General features: G+C 68.5%; 5 protein-coding genes and 1 pseudogene. 1 reads left to right on the forward strand and 5 read right to left on the reverse strand.

Going from position 1 to position 3,903, the window contains the following annotated elements; genetic code table 11:
* A partial coding sequence (locus VFA16_RS19495; RefSeq protein ID WP_422656561.1) for a co-chaperone GroES occupies positions 1–130 on the reverse strand: 130 nt, incomplete at its 3' end.
* Between the two features lie 353 nt (positions 131–483).
* Here VFA16_RS19495 and VFA16_RS19500 point away from each other — a divergent pair.
* A complete protein-coding gene (locus tag VFA16_RS19500) occupies positions 484–1,137 on the forward strand; it encodes a C39 family peptidase (protein ID WP_324969401.1) in 654 nt (217 codons plus the stop codon).
* Positions 1,138–1,151: 14 nt separating this feature from the next.
* On the opposite strand, the pseudogene tsaD reads toward VFA16_RS19500, so the two are convergent.
* The 4 genes and pseudogenes from tsaD to tsaE form a co-directional block, all read right to left on the reverse strand.
* Positions 1,152–2,176, reverse strand: a pseudogene (gene tsaD / locus VFA16_RS19505) (tRNA (adenosine(37)-N6)-threonylcarbamoyltransferase complex transferase subunit TsaD).
* Positions 2,173–2,655, reverse strand: coding sequence for a ribosomal protein S18-alanine N-acetyltransferase (gene rimI, locus VFA16_RS19510; RefSeq protein WP_324969402.1), 483 nt, complete (start codon positions 2,653–2,655; stop codon positions 2,173–2,175). The pseudogene tsaD and the gene rimI overlap by 4 nt, the downstream one beginning before the upstream one ends.
* Positions 2,652–3,290: a tRNA (adenosine(37)-N6)-threonylcarbamoyltransferase complex dimerization subunit type 1 TsaB gene (tsaB, locus tag VFA16_RS19515; protein ID WP_414687766.1), complete on the reverse strand. Its 639-nt coding sequence runs from the start codon at positions 3,288–3,290 to the stop codon at positions 2,652–2,654. Before tsaB ends, rimI begins: the two co-directional genes overlap by 4 nt.
* Positions 3,287–3,808, reverse strand: coding sequence for a tRNA (adenosine(37)-N6)-threonylcarbamoyltransferase complex ATPase subunit type 1 TsaE (gene tsaE / locus VFA16_RS19520; protein WP_324969404.1), 522 nt, complete (start codon positions 3,806–3,808; stop codon positions 3,287–3,289). The genes tsaB and tsaE overlap by 4 nt, the downstream gene beginning before the upstream one ends.
* Positions 3,809–3,903 lie beyond the last annotated feature (95 nt).

Raw genomic sequence — 3,903 nt, forward strand, 5'->3', positions numbered from 1 at the left:
CGACGGTGCCTTCCTGCGGCTTCTCCTTGGCGGTGTCGGGAATGACCAGACCGGATGCGGTCGTGGTCTCGGCCTCGTTGGCCTGTACGAGGATCTTGTCCTCGAGTGGCTTGATGTTCACGCTCGCCACGATTAGAGCCCTCCACTAGTTTGATCGGGTCCGGGGCCCCGGACCCTGTCGGTAGCAGGTCCGGGCAGTCCCGGGCCGTCGGATTACCAGGTGTTCGGCATTCGTCCGTGCCCTCGCGTCGTCGTCGCGGGTGCCGACACAGGGATTGTCCGATTGCCATCTAGCACTCTATACAGGAGAGTGCTAGCACTCAAGGCCGCCACCCTGCTTCTATGGGCAGCTCGCCGGGCGGGCCTGGCGTGCGCAGTTCGCCACGTACGCCTCGGGTCGTCTCCCGGACCAAAACCGCAGGCAGAGGCCATAGCGGCTCGGTTCCCAGGATCCGTCAAGGGCCAAATGCTAGTAATGACCTCATGTTCGGTGGCATCCTCCACGCGGCCCGCATCGCCGTCGTGGCCGCACTTTTGTGCCCGGTCGCGCTGGTATTCGCCGGGCTGGCCCAAGCCCACGCCGACCCGAACGGCCAAATGTACGGCAACCCCCAAGCCGCCGCACCCTACTGGCGCTACCAGCACGGCCAAGACTGCGGCCTGATGTCTGCGGCCGACGTGATCGGCCAGCTGACCGGCAAAGAACCGTCCGAAACCGCCGTCGTGCTTCGTGGGGTTTTGACCAAAAGCCGAGTCCACCATGGCGATATCTACCACTTCGACGGCACGTCGCCCGGAGACCTGGTTGTGCTGATGGAGAAATACGGCGTCCAGTCCGACCTCACGACCGGCAACAGCATGCAGACGCTGGAGCAGGACTTGGCCGGCGGCCACAAGGTGATCGCGGGGGTCAACGCCGAAACGATCTGGAACTATCCTCCGGGCGAGGGTCAACGCACCAACGCCGACCACGCCGTGGTCGTGACCGGAGTCGACACCCGCAGCGACATCGTGCATCTCAACGACAGCGGCACGCCTAACGGCCGCGACGAACAAATCCCCATGGACACGTTCAGCCCAGCCTGGGCTACCGGCGACAACCTGCTCATCGTCACCCGGCAAACGGGCGGCCGGTAACGCAGGCCCCCGACTTAGGGCAGCCGTGCCCGTACCACGGGCATGCCCGGATCGCTGGGGACGTCCAGCGGTGACGGGGAGGCGCCAGCCGCCACCAGGTGCGCGGCGAACGCCGCGATCATCGCGCCGTTGTCGGTGCACAACCGGGGCCGGGGAATTCGCAGTGTCAGGCCGGCGCCACGGCAGCGCTGTTCGGCCAGTTCCCGCAGCCGCGAGTTGGCCGCCACCCCGCCGGCGATCAGCAGCGTCGACACACCGAGTTCGGTGGCGGCGCGCACGGCCTTCATGGTCAGCACGTCGGCGACCGCCTCCTGGAAGCCGGCGGCGATGTCGGCGGTGGCCGCATCGGGGTGGCTTTCTACGTAGCGCGCGACGGCCGTCTTCAGCCCGGAGAAGCTGAACGCGTACCGGTCGTCTTTGGGCCCGGTCATGCCGCGCGGGAACACGATTGCGGTGCGGTCACCGGTGCGCGCGAGGTCGTCGAGCACCTTGCCGCCTGGGTACCCCAGGCCAGCAGCCGCGCCACCTTGTCGTAGGCCTCACCGGCGGCGTCGTCGACGGTACTGCCCAGCTCGACGATCGGCTGGCCAAGCGAACGCACGTGCAGCAGGTGGGTGTGACCGCCGGAGACCAGCAGCGCCACGCACTCCGGCAGCGGCCCGTGTTCGTAGACGTCGGCGGCCAGGTGCCCACCGAGGTGGTTGACCGCGTAAAACGGCACCTGCCAGGCAGCTGAATATGCTTTGGCCGCAGCCACTCCCACCATCAGCGCGCCCGCCAGGCCGGGCCCGATGGTAGCGGCGACGACGTCCGGTTTGGACACGCCGCTAGCCGCCAAAGCACGACGCATCGTCGGGCCGAGCGCCTCCAGATGCGCCCGCGATGCGATCTCGGGCACCACGCCGCCGAACCGGACATGCTCGTCCACGCTGGAGGCCACCTCGTCGGCCAACAACGCCACCGTGCCGTCGTCGTCGAGCCGGGCAATGCCGACGCCGGTTTCGTCACAAGAGGTTTCGATAGCCAGAACGAGTTTCATTGCGGATCCCGCCGCATCGTGTAGGCGTCGGCGCCGCTGACCCGGTAATACCGTCGGCGTAGGCCGACGTTGACGAACCCGACACTGCGGTACAACGCGATCGCCGGCTCATTGTCGGTGCGTACTTCCAGGTACACAGCGCCGCCGTCGGCGAAGCGAAGCAGCTCGTTCAGCAGCCGACGGCCGATGCCCCGACCCTGATAGGCCGGGTCGACACCAATGGTGTGCACTTCGTACTCGAAGGGCGGCTTGCGGCCCAGCCGCGCGATACCCCCGTAACCGACCAGGGTGTCGCCGCTATCAGCATTGATGCGGGCGGCCACATAGTGGTTGTGCGTGGCCGCCAGTTCCCGGGCGAAGGCCGCCACCGGCCACGGGTCGTCGCCGGGAAACAGCTTGGCCTCCAACTGCGCGCACCGCTCGGCGTCGGCGATGGTGAGCGCGTCGACGGTGATCGGCTCTGCGTCGTGCGCTGTCACCGCGAAACCACCTGTGGAGCAAGTGCTTTGGCATCAGGGCGGCGCAGATACAACGGCAGCAGCGGCGCTTGGCGTTCCGACCAGTCGCCCACCGCGGCGACCAGCCCAGCCGGTGTCGGATACACCGGCTCACACCGAGGAAGGTCGAACAGCGCCGCATGCTCCGGTGAGCCGGCCACCGCCTGCGCTGTGCCCGGGTCGACGTCGGCGGGCGCGTCGACCGCCGGTCCCTCGACGCGAATGCCGTCGCGGTAACGGGCCCAGTAGATTTCGCGGCGACGGGCATCGGTGACAACCAGGGTGTCGCCGCTGGTCTGTACGCCGATGGCGTCCAGGCTGCACACTCCGTGCACCGGAATTTCCAGCGCATGCCCGTAAGCGGCGGCGGTCGCCATACCCACCCGCAGACCGGTGAACGGGCCGGGACCGCAGCCCACCACCACGGCATCGAGGTCGGTCATGCCGATCCCGGCGGCGGCCAACGCGGCCAGCACGTTGGGGGTGAGCCGTTCGGCGTGCGCCCGGGCGTCGACGGTGACGCGCTGGGCCAGCACCTCGAGCCGCTCGCCGACGCGCCGCACGATGCCCGCGGTCACCGCCGGGGTGGCGGTGTCGAGGGTCAGCACCAGTGTCATGCGGCCCACCGCCAGGTCGCGATCCGCACATCGGAGTTGCTAACCCGCTCCAGCCGGATGTCGAGGTGCCGCTCGGATAGGCGTTCGGCGAGTCCCTCGCCCCACTCCACCACCACGACGGCCTCGTCGAGTTCGGTGTCCAGATCCAGCGAGTCGAGCTCGGCCAGCAGGTCGGCGCCGCTGTGATCCAGCAACCGGTACATGTCGACGTGGATCATCGCCGGAGCGCCGGCACGCCGGGCAGGATGCACGCGCGCCAGCACGAACGTCGGCGAGATCACCGGCCCGTCGACGTCCAGGGCAGCGGCGATCCCCTTGGCCAACACGGTTTTTCCGGCGCCCAGTGGGCCGGAGAGCACCACCACGTCGCCGGCACGCAAATGCTGCCCGAGTCGCGAACCGAGCGCGACGGTGTCCTCGACGCTGGCGAGCGTCGCGGTGCCGGATAGTGGCGATCGCGAGCGCGGCGAAGCCGGGCGCTGGGGGTCGCCACCAAACGAGTGCTGCAGTTCAACCATTGCGGCGGGCTCGCTCACGCCACCTCCGGGTGAACGACTTCAGCTTGCTCGGCGGGTTGACCCGCTTGACGAGCCGGACCAGTCCGTCGTTGACG

The organism is Mycobacterium sp. (assembly GCF_035653355.1).
Classification (GTDB): domain Bacteria; phylum Actinomycetota; class Actinomycetes; order Mycobacteriales; family Mycobacteriaceae; genus Mycobacterium.